Origin of the sequence: Pseudomonas protegens CHA0 (assembly GCF_000397205.1) — a bacterium.
Classification (GTDB): domain Bacteria; phylum Pseudomonadota; class Gammaproteobacteria; order Pseudomonadales; family Pseudomonadaceae; genus Aquipseudomonas; species Aquipseudomonas protegens.
Map to the genome: position 1 here is coordinate 3,152,904 of NC_021237.1, position 19,746 is coordinate 3,172,649.

Here is a 19,746-nt window from a genome sequence, read left to right on the forward strand (position 1 = left end):
AGGCCTTGGCAAACAAAGGACTCATGGATGAAGAAGCAGTTGATTGTAGGGGTTGCCGTACTGCTGGTGGCCACAGCGGGTGTTTCCTGGTTTCTCCTTCGCCCCGAGAAGCAGAACGACCACCTCAAGCTCCATGGCAACGTCGACATTCGCCAGGTGTCCCTGGCGTTCGACGGCAGTGAGCGAATCGCCGCGCTGTATGCCGAAGAGGGCGACCTGGTGCAGCCAGGCCAGGTCCTGGCGGAACTCGACACACGCACACTGCGCCTGGAAATAAATCGCTCCAAGGCCAGGATCGGCGCCCAGGAACAGGCGCTGCTGCGCTTGAAAAATGGCACACGGCCTCAAGAGGTCGAGCAGTCCAAGGCACGTTTTGATGCCGCCCAGGCGCAAATGCAGCTGGCTCAACTGCACATGCAGCGCCTGCGCAGGATCGCCGACGACACCCAGGGCAAGGGCGTCAGCCAGCAACGCCTGGACCAGGCAGCCGCCCGCTTGCAAGTGGCCAAGGCCCAGTCGCAGGAGCAGCGCGAATCCTGGACCCTGGCCAAGATCGGCCCACGCAATGAAGACATCGCCCAGGCCACGGCCGACCTGCAAGCCTCCAGGGCCGACCTGGACCTGCTGGAACATTACCTGGCGCGCGCTCAGCTCAAGGCGCCGACCCAGGCCCGGATCCGCACGCGCCTGCTGGAGCCGGGGGATATGGCCTCGCCCCAGCGCCCGGTGTTTGCCCTGGCCCTGACCGACCCCAAGTGGGTACGGGCCTATGTCAACGAACGCCAGTTGGGCCACATACGTGCGGACCAGATGGCGCGGGTCTACACCGACAGCTTTCCTGACCAGGCCATCGACGGCAAAGTCGGCTACATCTCCTCGGTTGCCGAATTCACCCCCAAGTCGGTGGAAACGGAAGACCTGCGCACCAGCCTGGTCTACGAGATCCGGGTGCTGGTCAAGGACCCTGACGATCGCCTGCGGCTCGGTATGCCGGCGACCGTCTACCTTGACCAGGCACCGGTGGCCGGGGCCACGCCATGAGTGCGCCAGCGGTAACGGTTCAGGCTGTTGAACTGGTCAAGCGCTTTCGCAGTGGAACGCGAGAACAGTTGGCTCTGGAGCAGGTTTCTCTGGAGGTGCCCAGTGGCAAGTTGAGTGCCCTGGTGGGGCCGGACGGGGCCGGAAAAACCACCCTGTTGCGGATGATTGCCGGCTTGCTCAAGGCCGACGAAGGGCTGTTGAAGGTGCTGGGGCTGGACGTCGCCGCAGATCCGCAGCAGGTGCAGGACCTCATCAGCTACATGCCGCAGAAGTTCGGCCTGTACGAAGACCTGACGATCCAGGAAAACCTCGAACTCTACGCCGACCTGCATGGCGTGCGCGCCCAGCAGCGCGAGGAGCGCTTTTCCCGGTTGCTGCAGATGATGGACCTGACGCGTTTTCGCGACCGGCTGGCCGGACAGCTTTCCGGCGGCATGAAACAGAAACTGGGGCTGGCCTGTACCCTGGTCCGCTCACCGCAGCTGTTGCTGCTGGACGAGCCCACCGTGGGGGTGGATCCGCTGTCGCGGCGGGAACTGTGGAGCATCATCGAACAACTGATCGAGCAGGAAAACCTCACGGTGCTGATCAGCACTGCCTACATGGACGAGGCCCAGCGTTGCGCCCAGGTCTTTGTGCTGTACCAGGGGCGGCTGATCGCCCAGGGGCCACCGGCGCAGTTGTGCCATCTGGCGCAGGGCCTGTGCTATGGCGTCGGCCCCGAGGCCGGCACCCCGGCCAGGCTGTTGCAGGCGCGCTTGCTTGACGACAATGAACACATCATCGATGCCGTGCCCGAAGGCGGCATGGTTCGCTTTATCCGCAGCGCCCAGGTGCCTCTGCAGGCCATTCCATCCCTGGCTGGCCAGGCCTCTCCCCAGGCGCTGGAGGCCCGCCTCGAAGATGGCTTCATGGTGTTGCTCCGGCAACAGGTTGGCAGCGTTGCAAGCCTGGACGAGCCGGCGCAGGCGCCCGCCAGCGACGGCCAGGGCGACGCTGCCTCTGGGCGTGCGGTGGTCATCGAGGTCCGCGACCTGGTGCGCAAGTTCGGGGACTTCACCGCGGTTGCCAGCACCTCGTTCGAGGTGTTGAAGGGCGAGATATTCGGCTTGCTGGGCCCCAACGGAGCCGGCAAGACCACCACGTTTCGCATGCTTTGCGGTTTGCTTCCCGCCTCCAGCGGGCACCTTGAGGTGGCTGGCGTCAACCTGCGCACCGCACGGGCGGCGGCGCGGCGCAAGATCGGCTACGTCTCGCAGAAGTTCGCCCTGTACGCGAACCTGTCGGCCCTGGAGAACCTGCGCTTCTTCGGCGGCGCCTATGGCCTGCACGGCGCGAAGCTGAAAGCGCGGGTGGCGTTGATGCTCGAACAGTTCGACCTCGGCGAACACAAGCACCTGCGCAGCGGCGAGCTGCCCGGTGGCTACAAGCAGCGCCTGGCCATGGCGGTCGCGCTGCTGCACGAGCCGCAGATCCTGTTTCTCGACGAACCCACCAGCGGTATCGACCCCTTGGCCCGCCGGGCGTTCTGGCGCCGTATCACCGCCCTGGCGCAAAACGGCACGACGATCGTGATCACCACCCACTTCATGGAAGAGGCCGAGTACTGCGACCGTATCGTCATCCAGGATGCCGGACGGCTGCTGGCCCTGGGCACTCCGGAACAGGTACGCCACCAGGGCAGCGAGTCGCTTGCCGACATGAACAGCGCCTTCATTGCCGTGGTCGAGCGTGCTCGGGCCCAGGCCAGCGCCCCGGTGCAGTGAGGAATGACCATGACTGACTCCAATCGATCCGCCTCAGGGTTCAGGCGCAGGCTCATTGCGCTCACCCGAAAGGAGTTGCGCCAATTGATGCGTGACAAGAGCAACCTGGCGATAGGCATTGTCCTGCCCATCGTACTGATCCTGATATTTGGCTACGGCCTGTCCCTGGACATTCGCAACACGCCGCTGGCCGTGGTCCTGGAAGACAGCTCCCCCAGCGCCCGCAGCGTGGTGGCGAAGCTTGCGAGTTCGGACTACTTCTCGGTGGTCCAGGTGACCAGCATGGCCGAGGCCCGAGCGCTGATGGACAAGCGTCGGGTCGACGGCATCGTGCGCGTGCCGGCGGATTTTTCCAGGCGCCTCGAACAGCAGGATGCGCGCTTGCAATTGCTCCTGCATGGCGCCGATGCCAACAGCGCGGCGACCCTTGGACGCTATGTCAGGGGCGCGCTGAATGTCTGGCAACAGCAGCAGTTCGACCGCTCCCGGCAGCCCCAGTCGGCCGGTCGGGTGCTGGTCGTCGAACGCATGTGGTTCAACGCCGCCAACAGCAGTACCTGGTACCTGGTGCCCGGGCTCATCGCCCTGATCATGACCCTGGTGGGTGCCTTCCTGACCTCTCTGGTACTGGCCCGGGAGTGGGAGCGGGGCACGCTCGAATCACTGTTCGTCACCCCAGTCAGGTCGATCGAAATACTCCTGGCCAAGATCATTCCCTATTTCCTGGTGGGCCTGCTGGGCCTGGTGATGTGCCTGGTTTCGGCGCGGTTGCTGTTCGAGGTACCGATCCAGGGTTCGCTGGTGCTCCTGCTGTTGAGCTCCATGCTCTACCTGCTGGTCACCCTGGGCATTGGCCTGCTGATTTCGGCGAAGACACGCAACCAGTTCCTGGCCAGCCAGATCGCGATCATCTTCAGCTTCCTGCCGGCGCTGATGCTCTCGGGGTTCCTCTTCGATCTGCGCAATGTGCCGACGTTCATCCGCGTGGTGGGCTCGATCCTGCCGGCGACTTACTTCATGGAACTGGTCAAGACCCTGTTCCTGGCTGGCAACAACTGGCCATTGATCGCCAAGAACCTCGCAATCCTCGCGGCCTACGCCGTGTTCCTGTTGAACGCTGCACGCCTGTGCACCCGCAAGAAGCTGGATTGAAGCCATGGACAAGCTGATGAATTTCCTACGCGAGTTGCTGTTCCTGTTTCAGAAGGAGTTCCTGGCCATCGTCAAGGACCCGGCCAACCGGGTGATCCTGATTGCCCCTGCGATCGTCCAGTCATTGCTGTTCGGCTACGGCGCCACCTACGACCTGAACTACGTGCCTTATGCCGTGCTGGATCAGAGCCAGGGGCGCGCTTCGACAGAGCTTTTGGCACGCTTCGATGCCTCCGGGGTATTTGCCCGAGTGTCGACCCTGACCAGCGTCGATGAGATCGCCCCGGTAATCGACCGGGGCAGTGCCTTGCTGGTGCTGCATATCGCCGCAGACTTCGACGAGCGCCTGAGCCGGCATGAAAACGCCGGCTTGCAGTTGATCCTGGATGGGCGCAACTCGACGACCGCGGGAATGGCGGCCGGGCATATCGCCAACCTGGTGGCTGACTTCAACCAGCAGTTCCTGGCGGTGGACAACGCGCCGGTACGCCTGGAGACCCGTGCCTGGTTCAACCCCAACCTGCAAACCCGCTGGAACATAGTGCCGGGCCTGATCGCCGCGCTGAGCATGATCCAGACCCTGATGCTGGCGGCGTTGTCGGTAGCCAGGGAGCGCGAGCAGGGCACCTTCGACCAACTGCTGGTGACTCCGCTGACGCCTTTCGTGATCCTGCTGGGCAAGGCCCTGCCGTCGGTACTGATCGGTCTTTTGCAGTCCAGCCTGATCCTCCTCATCGGCCTGTTCTGGTTCAAGATCCCCATGATCGGCTCCGTGCTGGACCTGTACCTGGGGCTGTTCGTCTTCACCAGCGCCTGCGTGGGCATCGGGCTGTCGATCTCGGCGCTGTCGGCCAACATGCAGCAGGCCATGGTGTACACCTTCGTGCTGATGATGCCGCTGATCCTGCTCTCCGGCCTGATCACCCCGGTGCACAGCATGCCCGAGGCCCTGCAACTGCTGACCTATCTCGATCCGCTGCGCTTTGCCATCGACCTGGTCAGGAGGATCTACCTGGAGGGGGCAACGCTGGCGGATGTGTCCTGGAACCTGGTGCCCATGTTTGCCGTTGCGCTGGTGACCCTGCCGCTGGCTGCGTGGCTGTTTCGCAATCGATTGGTGTGATAAGGAACGTCATGAAAACTACTCACTCTGGATACCTGCGTAATGGGCTGACGCTGGCCATGCTGCTGGCCATCACCGCCTGCACCGTCGGGCCCGATTTTAAGGCCCCGGCAGTTCCCAGCCCGGAACGCTGGACGGATTGGCACAGTGGTCCGCCAGCGTCTTCGGTGCCGGGCAAAGCCCCGGCGACCACCTCGCAAACCGCAGACGACAGCTGGTGGCAGGTGTTTGGCGACCCGGTGCTGGACCAGCTGCAGGCCCAGGTGCGCGAAGGCAGCCCGGACCTGCACACGGCCTTGCTGCGGTTTGCCCAGGTGCGGTTGCAACGCCAGATAGTCGCTTCCCTGGAAACGCCCGAAGTGTCCTTTTCCGCGGCGGCTTCGCGAAACCGGCAAAGCCGGTATGCGCCGAACAATCGAATGCTTGAAGCCTTGGGCAGCGACAGTGATGCCCTGGAAAAGGTGCTTACCGACCCTTATAGCCTGTACCAGGCCGGGTTCGACGTTTCATGGGAGCTGGATCTCTGGGGGCGGGTGTCACGCCTGGGTGAAGCCGCCCAGGCCGAGGTCGATGGTGCGGCCGCGACCCTGGACGACGTGTTGCTCAGTGTCTCCAGCGAGCTGGCGCGAAACTACTTCGAAGTGCGTACCGCACAGCGCCAGACCCGTCTTCTGGAGCAGGAGGCACAGATCCTGGCCGCGCACCTGCAAGTGGTTGCCGTCCAGGCCCGGGAGGGCGAGGAAGATGGGTTCGCGGTGGAACGCCAAGAGGCACGGCTGGCCTCGCTGCATGCACAGATACCGGGTTGGAAGGCGCTGCACACCCAGGCGGGCAACCGTATTGCGCTGTTGCTGGGGGAGCATCCCGGAGCCCTGGAAACCTTGCTCGCGGAGCGGCCTGATAATGCCTTGAGCCGCCCGCTGCCCAACCTGCAGTTGGGCCTGCCTGGCGACCTGGCCCGGGAGCGTCCGGACATCCGCGCGGCCCAGGCCCGCTTGCACCGGGCGACGGCGGGCATCGGAGTGGCCGAGGCCGAACTGTACCCGAGCGTGATGCTGGGGGCCGACTTCGGCTTCGAATCCTACAAGAGCGGCCAGTTTGCCGACTGGAGCAGCCGCACCTGGTCGGTAGGGCCGCGCCTGGACCTGCCGCTGTTCGACCGTGGGCGGCGCAGCAAGACCGTGGTCCTGCGCACACTCGAACAGCAAGAGGCGGCCGTGGCATTTCACCAGACCGTACTGGCAGCCTGGCAGGAAGTGGACGATGCGATGAGCCGCTACCACAACGAATACCAGCGTGCCGCGCACCTCAAGGACAGCTATGACAGCAAGGCCCGCACCTATGAGTGGACCCGCGTCCGGTACGCGGCCGGGGAGGCCAGCTACCTGGAGGAACTGGAAGCGCAGCGCACCGTGCTGGAGGCGCAGCGCGACCTGGTCAATAGCGACAGTCAACTGCGTACTCACCTGATCAGCATTTACAAATCCATGGGTGGGCATTCCACCTGAGCCCCTGAAACGCTGCCTCTGGCAGCACTCCCCCCAGACCCACTTTCCTAACGGAATAGGAAGCCATGCAAATGGATGACCTCTACAAGATCGCGCTTTTTTCGTCCCTGATACTGGTAGTGCCGGGGCCCTCAAACACCTTGCTGCTGGCCTCGGGCTTCAAGTTCGGCGTGTTGCGCTCGCTGCCACTGGTGTTGATCGAAATGCTCGGCTACACCGTTTCGATCTGCACCTGGGGCTGGGGGCTTGTGCTGCTGTCCCACGACTACCCGTGGCTGATCCACCTGATCAAGCTGCTGTGCGCCTTGTACATAGCGGCGCTGGCCTTGAAGACCTGGAAGACCTCTACCACCGGAGCCCAGCACACCGAGCGCTTTGAGAGCTGGCCACGGCACCTGTTGATTGCGACCTTGCTCAACCCCAAGGGGCTGATCTTCGCCAGTGTGATCTTCCCGGCCAGCTCATTCGCCAGCCTGGGGGATTTCCTGCCGTCATTGAGCGCTTTCTTCCTGGCACTGGCGCCAATAGCCTTGCTCTGGGTCTCGCTGGGGGCGGGCATTCGAGCCCAATACCTGGGGCGGGTTTCTGGACCGCTGTTTTCCCGGGGCACCGCCGTCGTTCTGGCGCTGTTTTCCGCCACCCTCACTTACACCGTGGTTCGTGCGGTGTAGGTGTCTTTGCCGCGGCTTTCAGCACCCAGGTGAGGCTGGGGCAATGGCGCTGCTGAGAGAGGCCCTTGTACCCCCCGTGTTCCAGCACCACTCTGTTGTCGACAACACCCGGGGGGCTCATTCCACGTAGCGCAGCCACAAATGGGTGCGACCGCGAACAGCCTCGACAACCGTTGAAACCACGGCTTGCCGGTTTTCCTCGGTGGCCTTGATCCGATGAACAGGGCGTTTGGCGGATGTTAATCTGCGCCTCCCGGACAAACGGTGGGCCAGTGGATGCAGAGGATGTTGAGTGAAGCCGAGCTTCACAAGGTGCTGGAAGCGATTCAAAGCGACTCCTGCCATGACCTGAATCGTCTGTATGACGGGATGCAGATAGACCGGTGTGCTCTTTTCAATCAAGTCGCCAAGGCGGTGGCCCGGCTCTTTATCGAGGGGCAGCGCGACTTTCATTACGGTGATGCGGTCATGAATACCTTGTTCAGTGACATTGTTGATGTGTCCTTGAACGCTGACATGCCCGAGCCGGCCTATTCCATCTACCTCGCGTTTGATGCGGGAGAGTATCGTCACCCGGGGGATGGGCAGGATGAGTTGCCTTGGGAAAAGTGGACGCGGCCGGCGCTTGAACGGATTCTGCGCGAAGCCGATGAGGGGGCGTCGGCCGAGGTTTAGCCGGCCTGGGTTGTCGCCAGAAAAGCCGACGGACCTACGGCTCCAGCATCAAGCGGTGCCAAAGGATCTGTGGCGGCGCAACAGCATCCGCCGGCACTTGCGGTGCAGGTTTGTCCGGCGCCTGCGCTGGCGTTGCCTCGTCGGGTTCAGGGGTTGTCGTCGATTCAGTCGGGTCATCGGTAGGCGATGGGGTCATTTGATCCTGACCACCACCTTGCCCTTGGTTCGTCCCTGCTCGACGTACTGCAAGGCCTCTGCCGTCGATTCGAAACTGAAGCTGCGGTCAACCACAGGCTTGATGATTCCGGCCTCGATCAGCGCGGTGATCTGTTGCAGCTGGGCGCCATCGGCCCGCATGAACACAAAGGCGTAGCGGACGTCCCGCTGGCGCGCCTTGCGCCGGATACCGAAGCTCAAGAGGCGCATGACCTGCTGCAACGGCCAGGCCAGCCCTTGCTCCTGGGCGAATTGCACCGTGGGTGGCCCGGAGATGGAAATCAGCTGTCCGCCGGGCTTGAGGACCTTGAGGGACTTTTCCAGTACGTCGCTGCCCAGGCTGTTCAACACCAGGTCGTAGCCATGCAAGAGGCTTTCGAAGTTCTGCTGCTTGTAGTCGATCACCTGATCGGCGCCCAGGGCTTTGACCCATTCGACATTCGCCGTGCTGGTGGTGGCCGCGACGAAGGCGCCGAGGTGTTTGGCCAGCTGGATGGCAAGGGTGCCGACACCGCCTGCGCCTGCGTGGATCAGCACTTTCTGGCCCTTTTTCAGTCGGGCGGTTTCCACCAGCACTTGCCAGGCGGTGAGTGCGACCAAGGGGATCGACGCGGCCTCGGTCATGCTGGTGTTGGCAGGTTTCAGGGCGATTGCGTTTTCGTTCACGGCGATCCACTGGGCGAACGTCCCGATCCGTGTTTCAGGCGGGCGCGCGTAGACTTCGTCTCCCGGTTTGAAGCGTTGCACTTGGGGGCCAACTTCAACCACGACGCCCGCCAGGTCATTGCCCAGTACCAGCGGCAATGCATAGGGCAGGATCAGCTTGAATTCGCCTGTGCGGATCTTCGAGTCCAGCACGTTGACGCTGCTGGCGTGGACCTCGATCAACACGTCGTGGGCACCCAGCGTGGGCGTGGGCGCTTCGCCCATGCGCCCACTGTTCTTGCCATAGCGATCAATTAGAAAGGCTTTCATCGTGGTGCGGCTCTTGTCGGTTGGAATAGGTGTGGGCGGTGCTTGGGTGGGGTTGCTGTCATGGGGCTCTGTCGTCAAGGAACGCCCGGACCTTGGCCACGAAGTCCGCGTGGTACTGGAAAATGCCGCCGTGCCCGGCGTCCTCATACATCACTAGCTGTGCGTTGGGGACACGCTTGGCCAGGGCATGGGAGTTGGCGCTGGGAACCATGATGTCGTTGTCGCCATTGACGATCAGCGTCGGCGCGCGCAAGCGCCCGAGATCCTGCGGCGCCTGTCTGCCCCACGCGGTGATGGCTTGCAGCTGGCGCAGGAGGGCGCCGGGCGTTGGGCCCTTGTCGCGATGCTTGCTGCGAGCTTTCAGGCGTTGCAGATATTCCGAGGCGGCTCGACGACCATGGGGCGTCGAGGTAAAGAACAGGTAGTACTTGGGATCGCGCAAGGTCAGCAAGCCTTTGAGCATCAAGGGCCAGGTCACCGAGCCGACCTTGTCGATACCGATGCCGCCGGCCGGTCCGGTGCCGGTGAGAATCAAGCGGTGCACCAATTGGGGGGCTTGCAGGGCGATGTCCTGAGCGACGAAGCCGCCGAGTGAAAAGCCCAGCACATCGACGCTCTTGAACCCCAGGGCCTGTATCAGCCCAATGGCGTCTTCTGCCATTTCGCCGACCGTCAGCGGGGCGGTTCCACCCGAGCCGCCGATGCCGCGATAGTCGGTGGTGATGACTCGCCGGGTCTGTGCCAGCCCATCGATGATTGCCGGGTCGAAGTTGTCCAGCACCGCGCCCCAGTGGTTAAACAGCACCAGGGGCACGCCGCCCGCGGGACCGGTATCGCGATAGGCGAAGGGAATGCCCCTGACCATGATCGACTGGTTCGCCGCGTTGATGAACGACGTCTGCAAAGCCGGGGGGAAGGTTGTCTGCGTTGGATTCATTGCTACTCCGAACAGCGGACCGGATTCGTCGCAGTGCCTGCCGCGAATCCGCCGCGAATGCTCGCTACCTGAAGATCACTCTTGGGTCTGGTAACGCTGGGCAACCTCGGATTGACGGATGTGCCCCAGCAGGCCCTGACGTGCGCTCTGCAGGTCATCCCAGGGTTCAGCCTGTTGCAGTGGCGGGATGGTCACCGGTTCGCGCCGATCGAAACCGACCAGTGCGGCATCCACCAGATCGCCCACTTCCATGATTTCGTCCAGGGTATTGATGTCGACGCCGGAGCGGTCCCAGATTTCCGTGCGGGTGGCGGCCGGCAGCACGGCCTGCACGTACACGCCCCGGGGCGACAGTTCCAGGCTCAGGCCCTGAGACAGGAACAGCACGAAAGCCTTGGTTGCACCATAGACCGTCATGCCGAACTCCGGCGCCAGGCCCACCACCGAACCGATGTTGATGATCGCGCCGTCACCGGCTTTGGCCAGGCGCGGGGCAATGGCACTGGCCAGCCGCACCAGTGCCGTGGTGTTGAGGGCAACCAGTTGCGCTACGCTGTCGGTGCTTTGCTCGATGAAGTTGCCGGACAGCGCCGCGCCGGCGTTATTGACCAGGATGCCGATACGGGCGTCGTCGCGCAGGCGGCTTTCAACGGTTGTCAGATCGCTGAGTTGGGTCAAATCCGCTTTCATCACCTCGACGGCGACCCCGTGTTCGCCGCGCAGTCGGGCTGCAAGTGCGTCCAGGCGTGCCCGGTCGCGGGCAACCAGGACCAGATCATGGCCACGTTGCGCGAAGCGCTCGGCGTAGATGGCTCCGATGCCAGTGGAGGCGCCAGTGATGAGAACGGTAGGGCGAGTGTTCATGGGGTCATCTCTCTTTCAAAATGGGTGAAAACGGACAGCTCGGTTTCTGCTTGCTCAGCTTGCGCTGGCGCTCGAATCAACCAGCGTCGGGTAGTCGATGTAGCCTGCCGCGCCGCCGCCGTAGAGGGTGGCGGGATTGAATGCGGACAAGGCGGCGCCGGTCTTGAGACGCTCCACCAGATCCGGGTTGCCGATGAACGGGCGACCGAACGCGATCAGATCGGCCTGGTCTTCGGCGAGCCGTGAGGTTGCCAGCTCCAGGTCATAGCCGTTGTTGGCGATGTAGGTGTTTTTGAAGCGCTGGCGCAGGGCGGTGAAATCCAATGGCGCCACGTCACGTGGGCCACCGGTCGCGCCTTCGACCATGTGCAGGTAAACGACGCCGAGGGCGTCGAGTTGATCGACGACGTAATTGAATTGCGCCTGCGGATTGCTGCTGGAGACGCCGTTGGCCGGCGACACCGGCGACAAGCGCACCCCGGTGCGATCCGCGCCGATTTCATTGACCACGGCAGCGGTGACTTCGAGCAACAGACGCGCACGATTTTCAATCGAGCCGCCGTAAGCATCGGTGCGCACGTTGGCGCTGTCCTTGAGGAACTGATCCAGCAAATAGCCGTTCGCGCCGTGAATTTCCACACCGTCGAACCCGGCAGCGATAGCGTTTGCCGCGGCCTGGCGGAAATCGGCGACGATCCCCGGCAGCTCGCTGATGTCCAGTGCGCGGGGCTCGCTGGCGTCTTCAAAGCGGTTGTTGACGAACACCTTGGTGGCCGCACGCAGCGCGGAAGGGGCCACGGGGGCGGCGCCGTTTTCTTGCAGATCAACGTGGGACACGCGGCCGACATGCCACAGTTGCACAAAGATCTTTGCGCCCTTGGCGTGGACGGCGTCGGTCACCGTGCGCCAGCCATCAATCTGCGCCTGGGTGTAGATCCCGGGGGTGTCCTGATAGCCCTGGCCCTGTTGGGAAATCTGCGTGGCTTCGCTGATCAGCAAGCCCGCGCTAGCGCGTTGGCTGTAATAGGTGGCGGCGAATTCACTGGGAACAAAGCCTGCGCCCGCGCGGTTGCGGGTCAGTGGCGCGAGGACGATGCGGTTCGACAGCGTGAGGGCGCCAAGGGTGTAAGGGGTGAACAGATTCTGATCGGTCATCTGGTGTCTCTTCCGTGCCCGTGGGTGGAGGTCGGTGGTGCGTGCAATTAGGATGATGATCGAAATCTAAACTGTCAACGGTTTTGATTATGAACGACATCTATGTATGATTGGGCCCATGATTTCCCAATGAACATGAGGTATTGCACGTGAGAGTGAGCAAGGCCCAGGCGCAGGCCAATCGAGAGCACATCGTTGAAACGGCCTCAGAGTTGTTCCGTGAGCGCGGCTTCGACGGTGTGGGTGTGTCGGATCTGATGGCGGCGGCCGGTTTCACCCACGGCGGCTTCTACAAGCATTTCGGCTCGAAGGCCGACCTCATGGCCGAGGCCTCGGCCTGCAGCCTTGCCAAGTCGCTGGCAGGCGTGCAGGCGCTGGATGTGCCTGGCTTCATCGACGTCTATGTGACCAGAGAACATCGCGACGGACGTGGCAGCGGTTGCACCATGGCCGCGTTGTGTGGCGATGCGGCGCGCCAATCGGAGGATGTGAAAGCGACGTTTGCCGAAGGGGTCGAGCACACCCTGCAAACCCTGGGGGACAAATACCCGACCCGGCCGGATGCCGCTGCGGAGGAGGGCAGACGGAAAATGATCGACCTGCTGTCCCGTGCGGTGGGTGCGATTATGTTGTCGCGTGCCTGTCCGGATGATTCAGCGCTGGCGGATGAGATTCTTGAGGTGTGCCGCGCTGAGATGTTGGCGTCGTTGCCGGTTGATAAAGGCAAGCCGGCATAAAGGGGGCATGCCATGGGTGTGCGCTTGCGGTCGTTGAGCGCGCGTCGGCGTCAATTATGATTTGAAACGTGTCTCGGATCTGCCTGGGCGCACACCCGTGGCAAATTCTTCCTTCACCTTGACTGACGATTCGGCATTTTCAAGATCAGCCTCAATGGGGCCAATGCACCCCCAACAGTCACCGCCACAATCGAGCGAAAGCGGATCGTCTTTGAGGCCCAGTTTTCGACCACATATACCGCACACGTCTTTTCTCCGAGCGTCATTCCACGTAGCGCAGCCACAAATGGGTGCGACCGTGAACAGCCTCGACAACCGTTGAAACCACGGCTTGTCGGTCCTCCTCGGGGGTGTTGTAGAGCGCACAAAAATCGCTCGCCACCGCGCTGGCGACGCAAAGGTCGGCAGGCTCTGCACGCAGGAAGCCGAGGTAGGACGCGCCCACCCCGATCAACTCATAGCCATGGGCCTGGGCGAAATGGCGGGCCACCGCAAAGTTCTGCGCGGGGCCCAGGTCGCAACTGAAGTAGCCGTTGGGAAAAGCGGCGAGCGCCTGATAGGACTGCTCGACGGGCACCAGGAGTGCCGAGAGGGGCTGGTCGAGCAGTGATACAGGGTTTTGCTGATAGTCCACCCATTCGCGCAGGGCTGGCGCATCAAGGGTCAGGCCGTGGGCGCAAGCGTCTTCGAACGAGCTGCCTGCCACCAGGTCAGTGAAGTTGCGCAAGCAGATCGCGAACTCGGCCTTGGTGGTGGGGTAGCCCAGGTATTCACCCTGTTCGAAGCACTCTGCAGGTAGCAGGGCGATCTCCTGCTCCGAGGCATCGTCCAGCCCCAGGTTGTTGCGGGCATGCCCGGAGGTGTAGCGGGCCTGGGGCAGATCATCCAGCGAGAGAAGGGGCTGGAAACCCGGGTGGTCGCCCGCGATCTTGCGGTAGGCGTCGATCAGCTCATCCAGGCTGGAAATGGCGCTCAGGCTGTATTCATCGCAGGTGCCAGCGGCGGGGTTGCCAGGCATTGCGTTACCGCGAAATTGGATATCCATCGAATGGCTACCGGCTCCATGTGGGTGTTCAGGCGAATGAGCAACGCTTGGTCGAACGTACGTGAGCCTGCTGGTGCTCTCGCTGTTCGTGCCAGGCCTGTGAGTTCATTCCAGGCCCGGGGCCTAGCTTAAAGAGAGCACATCCTGCCTGGGCATGAAGAAGCGTGCAAAGAGTTCGGACTGTGACTTGATGTTCAACTTGGCGTAGATGTTGCGGCGGTGCACTTTGATCGTCTCTGTGGAGAGGGAGAGCTTTCCTGCGATTTCCTTGTTGGAAAAGCCACTGAGCAGCAGCCTGAGCACATCACTTTCCCGCGTGGTTATCTGGGTACCAAACTGGGTGATCGTCTCCGGCCATTGCGGCGGTTCGCTGAGGCTTTTTTCCACATCGACTTCGAAGCACATGCGTTGATGCATGAGTGCCGTGACCCACGGCTTGATGATGTCCAGCATGGTGATGTGTTCCTGGCTGAAATGGGCGTTGCTGCCAATGGAAATGCACAGTGTTCTGTCAGCATCGAGCTGGATGTTGTATTGCACTTCATCTACGCAAATATATTGTGCAAAGTACTTGTGGTAGTACTCGGTTTCAACAAAGTACTCCGGCGCTATATCCAGTAGATGAAAGAAGCCGCTCTGCGGGTTTTCTCGATTGGCGATATAGAAGGGGTCCAGCAAATACAGGCCTTTTACATAGAGGTGAATGAACGCATCCACTTCTTCTGCATCTGCCACCTCGGGCAGGCTGACAACTTGCACTTGTTGATTGCTGAAGATCAAAACCACCCAGTTATCAATCTGCACATATTCATTGAGTGTGCGGATAAGTGAGCTCCAGAACTCTGGGCGATTCAACTGCAGAATCAGTTTTCCAATCGAACGGTGCCAGGCCAGGCTATGAAGATCGAGTGGCATTTTCTACCCCTTTAGGGTTAGGGAATGGTCGGCCGGAGCTAAGTAATCGTAGGTATTTACTATTGGCTGATGCCCGGTATATTCGCTGGCACAGGTTTACGACCGCCATGAGGGCACGTCGTCTGGACAAGGATGTTGCATGAGAAAGTCACGTTTGCGAACCATTTTTTCGGCTGCGTTTCTCTATGCCGGAATAAGCACAACGGCGGGTGCCGCAGAGCCTGCCATGTACCTCTACAACTGGTTCGGGCTGCTCGCACCAGAGACTCCAAAGGAGTTCGAACAGGCCACCGGCACCCGTATCCACATGGATGCCTTCGACAGCGCCGATATCATGCAGAGCAAGGTCATGGCCGGGCGCACGGGGTATGACGTGGTGGTGGCGACCTCCAATGTACTGCCCAGCCTGATCCAGGCCGGAGTCCTGCAGCCACTTGATTCAGGTCAACTAAGTAACCTGTCCCATGTCGATCCCGCCATCCTGGCGCAACTGGCGGTCAATGACCCGGGCAATCGCTACGCCGTGCCCTACTTGTGGGGTACCACCGGCATTGGTTATGACGTCGATAAAGTCAAGGCAGCCCTGGGCGACAATGCCCCGGTCAACAGTTGGGACCTGATCTTCAAGGAAGAGAACATCAGCAAGCTGCAGTCTTGTGGTGTGGCCATGCTCGACTCTCCCAGCGAGATCATCTCGATTGCCTTGAATTACCTCGGGCTGCCCAGCAATAGCAAGAACCCGGATGATTACCAGAAAGCTCAAGCGCTGCTGTTGAAGATTCGCCCCTATATCCTTTATTTCGACTCCTCCAGAATCGACACCGACTTGGCGGGCGGCAACATCTGTGTCGTTGTGGGCTGGGCCAATGGCGCCCTGGCTGCGCAGGCCGCCAATGAAAGTGCCAATACCGGGCGCAGGATCAACTACAGCCTTCCTCGTGAAGGTGCGCTGGTCTGGTCGGAAAACCTGGTGCTGTTGAAAGATGCTCCTCACCCCAAGGAAGGGCTGGCCTTCATCAACTATATGTTGCGCCCGGAAGTGATTGCCAAGACCTCGAATCACACGCTTTATCCTAATGGCAATAAAGATGCCACCGAGTTCGTCGAGCAGAAGTTGCGCGATAACCCCTGGATTTATCCGGACAAGCAAACCATCGCCACATTGGTTCCGCTTGAGCCGCTGCCTTTGAAACTGGAAAGAATCCGTACTCGGGTCTGGACCAAGGTGAAGAGCAGTATCTGATCTGAGTTGACTCTTCGCTTGCTGCTTCATGCACATCTTCATTGTGTGTGAGCGCATTGTTCAAACACTCGGAGACATGTACGCGTCTTGTGCAAGATGAACTTTTGCGCAAGGCGCTGCACGACCGTGCCCATTCAACAGGTTATGCAATAAGAGAACAGTGGATGTTAAGCCCAGCCAATGCACCCCGGTTCAGCCTGACAATCGACGGTTTTGCGCACGACTTAAAGGTGCGCGCGTTCACCGGAGAAGAGGCGATCAGCAAGCCCTATTTCTTCAATGTGGAGTGTGTGAGCGAGCGACCGGATCTGGATCTGCAATGCCTCTTCGATGTGTCGGCTTTTCTGGCATTCGACACTTGGGGCAATGGCATTCATGGGCGCATCTATCACATTGCGCGAGGCCCGGACGCTCAAGGCTTGACGCACTACAACCTGGCCCTGGTGCCGCACCTGTCCTACTTGCGTCACCGTATCAACAAGAGGATCTATCAGCAGTTCTCGGTGCCTGCTATCGTCGCCCTGGTCCTGGAGGAGCATGGGATTCTGGGGGATGCCTACCGCTTTGAGCTCGGGGCGAGCTACCCCGAGCGTGACTGCTGCACCCAGTACGATGAAACCGATCTGCATTTTATTCAGCGCCTGTGCGAGGAAGAGGGAATTCACTTCCACTTCCAGCACAGCGCTCAAGGCCACGTGCTGGTCTTTGGCGATCAGCAGGCAGTATTCCCCGCGATCGGGCCGACCACGGCTTTTGCCCCCGGGCACGATGGGCTCACCACCCTGTTACCGATCGGTCACGGCACGCCGACAAGCCTGCGTGCCAGGGAGTCGCGCCAGGTTGAAGGGCAAGGTACGCAGAGCGGGCTGCTCAGTGGTCATGTCCTGGAAACCTCGGGCCAGGGCAGCGACCTCTGGCTACTGACTCAGGTCATTCATGAGGGCAAGCAACCACAGGTTGCGGATGAGAGCGTCGCCAATGGCCACACTGACAACCAGGATCAACTGCGCCAGGGTTATCGCAACCGTTTCACCGCGCTTGCGTTGGACCTTTGCTATCGCCCGCCTTTGGCTCATGAGAAGCCTCTGGCGCCAGGCAACCAGACGGCGCTGGTCATCGCCCTGGAAGACCAGGCGAACTCGCGTGGTCAGCGCTTCGAAAGGGTCAAGGTCAAGTTTCCCTGGGACCGCGAAGGCCGGTTCGACGACAAGAGCAGTTGTTGGCTGGCCGGTACTGCCAATTGGCGTTGTGAAGTGACGCCGCTGCGACCCGGTGTGGAGGTCAAAGTCGCATTTCTTGAAAACGACCCCGATCAACCGCTGATCAGCGGTTGCCTGTGTTGCGGCTGATACGCCATTGCCCTGAACGCGCATCAAGCCGCCAGGGAGAAGGCCCGGACCACACTCGATAGTGAATCGTCGGTTGCCATCAGTGGCCTGATCCCAGGCCTCGGTCCTGACGCCAGGGCTTTCTCATGAGTGTCTGGCCGCGTAGGTCTGGCCCGTCAGCAGGATGACACCTTCTTTTGAGCAGACGCGGGTGATGCTGTTGATCACGACTTTAAGGCCGCTTGAATGCGGGAACAGCGAAAACAGCAACTCGAAATACAGGTAGTCCTGGACCAGGCGCGCGGCCTGATCGGGATGGTCCTTCAACAGCGTCCTGAAGCTTGGGTAGCCCAGCTCTGCAAGTTCCGGGATGTCGACAAAACCCTGGTCGATATCGTCGGTTTTGCATTCGGCGGCAAAGGTGTCCGCGCAGTCAAGAAAGCGTTGCGGCAGATCGCCGTGGTGGATGCGCAGTTCATAGGGCGTTACCGGGATCGTCAGTGCCTCGCCGAAGCCCAGGCTGCGATAGCCGACGGTTCGTGGGTCGATGATTTGGCCGGCTGAGGTGAACTTCATGATGGGCTTCCGGGGTGCTCGGGGGGTGAAGGACTGTCGCTATCTTCGAGCGTGCGCGCTTGGGATCTAACGGTTGCGACGTAATAAAGGATATAGCCCGAATACACCAGCGAGCCTGCTGCCACTTCTTGGTCGAAGCACTGCTTTAGTTCATCCTCATCCGTAAAGCCGTATTCCACGAGTCTATTCTCGGCAAAGCCGGCCAGCCTCGATAGGGTTATTCCGTCGATTTCGCCCTGCTCGCCAAAGTCAAAGCTCACCGTTGCCGTTGGCAGGTGAACGGCGCAGCCATAGCCGTGCTTGAAGTAGCGAATACCGCCAGCCAGTTCTCCTTGATCCGGGATATCGGTTCCCACCCAATCGGCGTTGCTGGCAGGGAGGGGAATGGCGGATTGTTGCATCAGTTCGACAGCCGTGCGGATGCTGGCTTGGTAGTCGGAAACAAGATGGGCGAGGTGCGGGTTCATGGGCATTCACGTCGAGGTTGAAGGGGCGGGGAGCCTGGTTTTCCCCAGAAGCGCTTGATCAGTTCCTGCATCACGTTGTAGTACCGGCAGCGCAGCCAATTTTGACATACCCTGAGAATCGACCTTGGGGTGCCTGGCCTCTATCTATGGGTTGCATCTTTCAGTGATGAGTTTTTTGGTTCATTGGTGGGCTCGGAGCACATTGCCATTATCTGAGCTATAAACATCTCAATGGAGAGTGTTTTAGAGGGATCTACCAATGAGTAGCACTACGTCGACAATCCCGAGTTTCACCATTTCGCCATATCAAATTGAACTTTTCGGTTGTTCTGTTCTAACCGCCATGCTTTCCCCGGCAGCCATAGTAGATCAAATACTAGTCGGCGATATGCTCCCTGATTACATAATGGCTATGTCAGGAATATTACTTTACGGGTGATGTATGCTCAATCTGATTTATATGTAGATCACTCTTGCAGCTATGTGGCCAAGCGTCAGATGTACCTTCCGAAGAAAGGAGTCATTCATGAAAAGCGTCGCACTGATAACGATTCATGGCATGGGGAAAATCAAACCGGGATATTTTCGAGATCTTGAAGAGGGGGTCATCGAAAAGCTCGGGAGTAAGCGGTGGGATAAAGTATCCTTCAAGAACATACAGTATGCCCCTATTTTACAAGGTCCTCAGGATAAATTATGGGATGCCATGTTGAAGGAGAAAACCAATGAGTTTGATGCACTGAAAATACGACAGTTTTTTCTGTTTGGTTTTGGGGATGCCGGCTCTTTGGAATACAGTGCGCAAAAGGACCCTCGAAAATATCTTGATGTCCAAAAAGAAATCCAAAATGTTTTGCTGTCTGCATTCAAAGAGTGTGGTAATGATCCGAATACGCCAATAGTCTTGATTGCTCAGTCTTTGGGCTGCCAAGTCATATCGAATTATCTATGGGATGCCCAAAATGGAAGGTATATATTTTCATCGCCCAATACCGGTCCGGAGGCGAATTTTCTTAAGCTGAAGTCGCTCAATAATCTAATTACAACGGGGTGCAATATCCCCATCTTCGTTTCAGGTCTGGACGCAAGGGTTTGCTTTGATCCGCCAAGCCCCAATTTTACCTGGGATAACTACTATGATCAGGATGACGTATTAGGCTGGCCATTACGCCAACTTGGAAAGAATTACAATATTGTTCATGATCATTCGATTAATGCCGGTGGCATACTTTCGTCATGGAACGTCGCGAGCCATGGTGAGTATTGGTCTGACAAAGATGTAATTTCCGCAGTGTCGACAAGACTAATGGAATACCTGTAGATGTATTTTAAATGCCCCGGCGTCCAAGTTT

Annotated in this window: 19 protein-coding genes; 11 read left to right on the forward strand and 8 right to left on the reverse strand. The window is 60.1% G+C overall.

Translation table 11 applies throughout. The features are described from left to right. Positions 1-27: 27 nt before the first annotated feature. The 7 genes from PFLCHA0_RS14270 to PFLCHA0_RS14300 all read left to right on the forward strand — a co-directional run bounded on the left by PFLCHA0_RS14270 (position 28) and on the right by PFLCHA0_RS14300 (position 7,936). Positions 28-1,041, forward strand: coding sequence for an HlyD family efflux transporter periplasmic adaptor subunit (locus tag PFLCHA0_RS14270; protein WP_011061087.1), 1,014 nt, complete (start codon positions 28-30; stop codon positions 1,039-1,041). Next, positions 1,038-2,807, forward strand: coding sequence for an ATP-binding cassette domain-containing protein (locus PFLCHA0_RS14275; protein WP_015635462.1), 1,770 nt, complete (start codon positions 1,038-1,040; stop codon positions 2,805-2,807). The genes PFLCHA0_RS14270 and PFLCHA0_RS14275 overlap by 4 nt, the downstream gene beginning before the upstream one ends. Positions 2,808-2,810: 3 nt before the next feature. Next, entirely contained in the window at positions 2,811-3,959 is a 1,149-nt protein-coding gene (locus tag PFLCHA0_RS14280; protein ID WP_011061089.1) for an ABC transporter permease, read from the forward strand. Positions 3,960-3,963: 4 nt separating this feature from the next. Further along, positions 3,964-5,082 carry an ABC transporter permease gene (locus PFLCHA0_RS14285; RefSeq protein ID WP_015635464.1) on the forward strand — a complete coding sequence of 373 codons (1,119 nt, stop codon included), beginning with the start codon at positions 3,964-3,966 and terminating at the stop codon, positions 5,080-5,082. Positions 5,083-5,093: 11 nt separating this feature from the next. After that, positions 5,094-6,590, forward strand: a complete 1,497-nt coding sequence (locus tag PFLCHA0_RS14290; RefSeq protein ID WP_015635465.1) for an efflux transporter outer membrane subunit — start codon at positions 5,094-5,096, stop codon at positions 6,588-6,590. Between the two features lie 71 nt (positions 6,591-6,661). Beyond that, the gene (locus tag PFLCHA0_RS14295; RefSeq protein ID WP_169891728.1) at positions 6,662-7,261 is read left to right on the forward strand and encodes a LysE family translocator; all 600 of its coding nucleotides are present in this window, start codon (positions 6,662-6,664) and stop codon (positions 7,259-7,261) included. Between the two features lie 285 nt (positions 7,262-7,546). After that, positions 7,547-7,936 carry a hypothetical protein gene (locus PFLCHA0_RS14300; protein ID WP_227454069.1) on the forward strand — a complete coding sequence of 130 codons (390 nt, stop codon included), beginning with the start codon at positions 7,547-7,549 and terminating at the stop codon, positions 7,934-7,936. 192 nt (positions 7,937-8,128) lie between these two features. Here the strand turns inward: PFLCHA0_RS14300 and PFLCHA0_RS14305 are convergent, their stop codons facing one another. The 4 genes from PFLCHA0_RS14305 to PFLCHA0_RS14320 form a co-directional block, all read right to left on the reverse strand. Further along, positions 8,129-9,127: an NADP-dependent oxidoreductase gene (locus tag PFLCHA0_RS14305; protein WP_015635467.1), complete on the reverse strand. Its 999-nt coding sequence runs from the start codon at positions 9,125-9,127 to the stop codon at positions 8,129-8,131. Positions 9,128-9,185: 58 nt separating this feature from the next. Beyond that, complete coding sequence (locus PFLCHA0_RS14310; protein WP_015635468.1) at positions 9,186-10,064, reverse strand: alpha/beta fold hydrolase; 879 nt, start codon at positions 10,062-10,064, stop codon at positions 9,186-9,188. A gap of 75 nt (positions 10,065-10,139) precedes the next feature. Continuing rightward, positions 10,140-10,928 carry an SDR family NAD(P)-dependent oxidoreductase gene (locus PFLCHA0_RS14315; protein WP_015635469.1) on the reverse strand — a complete coding sequence of 263 codons (789 nt, stop codon included), beginning with the start codon at positions 10,926-10,928 and terminating at the stop codon, positions 10,140-10,142. A gap of 54 nt (positions 10,929-10,982) precedes the next feature. Next, complete coding sequence (locus PFLCHA0_RS14320; RefSeq protein ID WP_015635470.1) at positions 10,983-12,083, reverse strand: alkene reductase; 1,101 nt, start codon at positions 12,081-12,083, stop codon at positions 10,983-10,985. Between the two features lie 149 nt (positions 12,084-12,232). Here PFLCHA0_RS14320 and PFLCHA0_RS14325 point away from each other — a divergent pair, with 149 nt between their 5' ends. After that, entirely contained in the window at positions 12,233-12,820 is a 588-nt protein-coding gene (locus PFLCHA0_RS14325) for a TetR/AcrR family transcriptional regulator (RefSeq protein WP_015635471.1), read from the forward strand. Between the two features lie 262 nt (positions 12,821-13,082). Here PFLCHA0_RS14325 and PFLCHA0_RS14330 read toward each other — a convergent pair whose 3' ends face one another. Together PFLCHA0_RS14330 and PFLCHA0_RS14335 are read right to left on the reverse strand one after the other, a co-directional pair. Further along, positions 13,083-13,865 carry a hypothetical protein gene (locus tag PFLCHA0_RS14330; protein WP_015635472.1) on the reverse strand — a complete coding sequence of 261 codons (783 nt, stop codon included), beginning with the start codon at positions 13,863-13,865 and terminating at the stop codon, positions 13,083-13,085. A 123-nt stretch (positions 13,866-13,988) separates the two neighbouring features. After that, a complete protein-coding gene (locus PFLCHA0_RS14335) occupies positions 13,989-14,780 on the reverse strand; it encodes a response regulator transcription factor (RefSeq protein ID WP_011061102.1) in 792 nt (263 codons plus the stop codon). Positions 14,781-14,919: 139 nt separating this feature from the next. On the opposite strand from PFLCHA0_RS14335, the gene PFLCHA0_RS14340 reads away from it, so the two are divergent. Both PFLCHA0_RS14340 and PFLCHA0_RS14345 read left to right on the forward strand, forming a co-directional pair. Beyond that, positions 14,920-16,023: an extracellular solute-binding protein gene (locus PFLCHA0_RS14340; protein ID WP_015635473.1), complete on the forward strand. Its 1,104-nt coding sequence runs from the start codon at positions 14,920-14,922 to the stop codon at positions 16,021-16,023. A 164-nt stretch (positions 16,024-16,187) separates the two neighbouring features. Further along, positions 16,188-17,372 carry a contractile injection system protein, VgrG/Pvc8 family gene (locus PFLCHA0_RS14345; RefSeq protein ID WP_015635474.1) on the forward strand — a complete coding sequence of 395 codons (1,185 nt, stop codon included), beginning with the start codon at positions 16,188-16,190 and terminating at the stop codon, positions 17,370-17,372. A gap of 123 nt (positions 17,373-17,495) precedes the next feature. Here PFLCHA0_RS14345 and PFLCHA0_RS14350 read toward each other — a convergent pair whose 3' ends face one another. Together PFLCHA0_RS14350 and PFLCHA0_RS14355 are read right to left on the reverse strand one after the other, a co-directional pair. Further along, positions 17,496-17,927: a hypothetical protein gene (locus tag PFLCHA0_RS14350; RefSeq protein WP_015635475.1), complete on the reverse strand. Its 432-nt coding sequence runs from the start codon at positions 17,925-17,927 to the stop codon at positions 17,496-17,498. After that, entirely contained in the window at positions 17,924-18,394 is a 471-nt protein-coding gene (locus tag PFLCHA0_RS14355) for a DUF6896 domain-containing protein (protein WP_015635476.1), read from the reverse strand. The genes PFLCHA0_RS14350 and PFLCHA0_RS14355 overlap by 4 nt, the downstream gene beginning before the upstream one ends. 526 nt (positions 18,395-18,920) lie before the next feature. Here PFLCHA0_RS14355 and PFLCHA0_RS14360 point away from each other — a divergent pair. Then, entirely contained in the window at positions 18,921-19,715 is a 795-nt protein-coding gene (locus tag PFLCHA0_RS14360; protein ID WP_041752223.1) for an NYN domain-containing protein, read from the forward strand. Positions 19,716-19,746: the final 31 nt, after the last annotated feature.

Coding starts and splice junctions, on each gene's coding strand:
- PFLCHA0_RS14270 (WP_011061087.1), top strand. CDS start 28: ATGAAGAAGCAGTTGATTGTAGGGGTTGCCGTACTGCTGGTGGCCACA.
- PFLCHA0_RS14275 (WP_015635462.1), top strand. CDS start 1,038: ATGAGTGCGCCAGCGGTAACGGTTCAGGCTGTTGAACTGGTCAAGCGC.
- PFLCHA0_RS14280 (WP_011061089.1), top strand. CDS start 2,811: ATGACCATGACTGACTCCAATCGATCCGCCTCAGGGTTCAGGCGCAGG.
- PFLCHA0_RS14285 (WP_015635464.1), top strand. CDS start 3,964: ATGGACAAGCTGATGAATTTCCTACGCGAGTTGCTGTTCCTGTTTCAG.
- PFLCHA0_RS14290 (WP_015635465.1), top strand. CDS start 5,094: ATGAAAACTACTCACTCTGGATACCTGCGTAATGGGCTGACGCTGGCC.
- PFLCHA0_RS14295 (WP_169891728.1), top strand. CDS start 6,662: ATGGATGACCTCTACAAGATCGCGCTTTTTTCGTCCCTGATACTGGTA.
- PFLCHA0_RS14300 (WP_227454069.1), top strand. CDS start 7,547: ATGTTGAGTGAAGCCGAGCTTCACAAGGTGCTGGAAGCGATTCAAAGC.
- PFLCHA0_RS14305 (WP_015635467.1), bottom strand. CDS start 9,127: ATGAAAGCCTTTCTAATTGATCGCTATGGCAAGAACAGTGGGCGCATG.
- PFLCHA0_RS14310 (WP_015635468.1), bottom strand. CDS start 10,064: ATGAATCCAACGCAGACAACCTTCCCCCCGGCTTTGCAGACGTCGTTC.
- PFLCHA0_RS14315 (WP_015635469.1), bottom strand. CDS start 10,928: ATGAACACTCGCCCTACCGTTCTCATCACTGGCGCCTCCACTGGCATC.
- PFLCHA0_RS14320 (WP_015635470.1), bottom strand. CDS start 12,083: ATGACCGATCAGAATCTGTTCACCCCTTACACCCTTGGCGCCCTCACG.
- PFLCHA0_RS14330 (WP_015635472.1), bottom strand. CDS start 13,865: ATGGATATCCAATTTCGCGGTAACGCAATGCCTGGCAACCCCGCCGCT.
- PFLCHA0_RS14335 (WP_011061102.1), bottom strand. CDS start 14,780: ATGCCACTCGATCTTCATAGCCTGGCCTGGCACCGTTCGATTGGAAAA.
- PFLCHA0_RS14340 (WP_015635473.1), top strand. CDS start 14,920: ATGAGAAAGTCACGTTTGCGAACCATTTTTTCGGCTGCGTTTCTCTAT.
- PFLCHA0_RS14345 (WP_015635474.1), top strand. CDS start 16,188: ATGTTAAGCCCAGCCAATGCACCCCGGTTCAGCCTGACAATCGACGGT.
- PFLCHA0_RS14350 (WP_015635475.1), bottom strand. CDS start 17,927: ATGAAGTTCACCTCAGCCGGCCAAATCATCGACCCACGAACCGTCGGC.
- PFLCHA0_RS14355 (WP_015635476.1), bottom strand. CDS start 18,394: ATGAACCCGCACCTCGCCCATCTTGTTTCCGACTACCAAGCCAGCATC.
- PFLCHA0_RS14360 (WP_041752223.1), top strand. CDS start 18,921: ATGAAAAGCGTCGCACTGATAACGATTCATGGCATGGGGAAAATCAAA.